1 protein-coding gene is annotated in these 1,106 nt (G+C 72.7%); it reads right to left on the bottom strand.

Annotation, left to right across the window (positions count from 1 at the left end):
• The coding region (locus tag QSK52_RS39055) for an IS110 family transposase (protein ID WP_285741036.1) at positions 1-958 on the bottom strand (958 nt) is incomplete at its 3' end.
• Positions 959-1,106: the final 148 nt, after the last annotated feature.

A 1,106-nucleotide genomic window follows, 5' to 3' on the forward strand; every position in this document is an offset into this window, starting at 1 on the left:
GGCCTTCCTTGGTGCGGCGTTCGACGTAGGCGCGGGTGCGTTCGTCGTAGCGCATGCGGACCAGCACGATGGTGTGCAGGGCGTTGTTCGCGGCCCGGTCGCCGCCTCGGTTGAGCCGGTGGCGGTGCGTGCGGCCGGAGGATGCCGGGATCGGTGCGACTCCGGCGAGGTGGGCGAAGGCGGCCTCCGAGCGCATGCGTTCGGGGTTGTCGCCAGCGGAGGCCAGGAGTTGGCCGGCGGTCTCGGGGCCGACGCCGAACAACGCGAGCAGTTCCGGGGCGGCCTGCTTGAGCAGTGGGCCGATCTCGGCGTCGAGCTCGGCGATCTCGGCATCCAGGGCCTGGTGGCGGCGGGCCAGGCGCCGCAGCGCAGCCTTGGTCGCGGCGAGCGGGGTGGACAGGTCGTCGCCGGAACGCAGGCGGGCGAGGGTGCGTATCAGCACGCTGCGATCGAGGCCGGCCAGTTGCTCGCGCAGCACCGCCGGAGCGGACACCAGCATGCCCCGGATCTGGTTCACGGCCTGGGTGCGGGCTTTGACCGCGCTGCGGCGTGTGACGCGCAGGACCCGGACGGCCTCGACCACGCCGTCACGGCTCTTCGGGACGCCGGTGGCCCGGCCGGAGGCCACCGCGGTTGCGGCGGCGTAGGCGTCGATCGGGTCGGACTTGCCCTTCATGCGGCGGGTCCTGCGGTCCGGCCGGTCGACGTCGACGACCGTGACCCCGGCCGCGGTCAGCACCCGGGCGAGTTCGGCGCCGTAGGTGCCGGTGCCTTCCACCCCCACTGCGGTCGGGGTGCCGTGTGAGCGCATCCAGTCGAGCAGGGCCCGGTAGCCGGCGATGGTGGCGGGGAACTCGCGGTCGGCGAGGTGGCGGCCGAGTGGGTCGATCACGGCCGCGTGGTGTGTGAGGCCGTGGGTGTCGACTCCGCCGGTGATCTCCGGGCTGTGATGCGTCATGCTGGTGATGTCCGTCCTTGCCGCTTGTCCGAGCCGAGGGCGGCACGCGCCGGTCGGGCGGGTGGACAAGACAGTGACGGGGCTTCTGGCCAAGCTCCTATGAAGTCACAAACGCCCGTCCGGCCGCGTGCGTGATGGCCTGCTGATG

Origin of the sequence: Kitasatospora phosalacinea (genome assembly GCF_030268885.1) — a bacterium.
Taxonomy (GTDB): domain Bacteria; phylum Actinomycetota; class Actinomycetes; order Streptomycetales; family Streptomycetaceae; genus Kitasatospora; species Kitasatospora phosalacinea_C.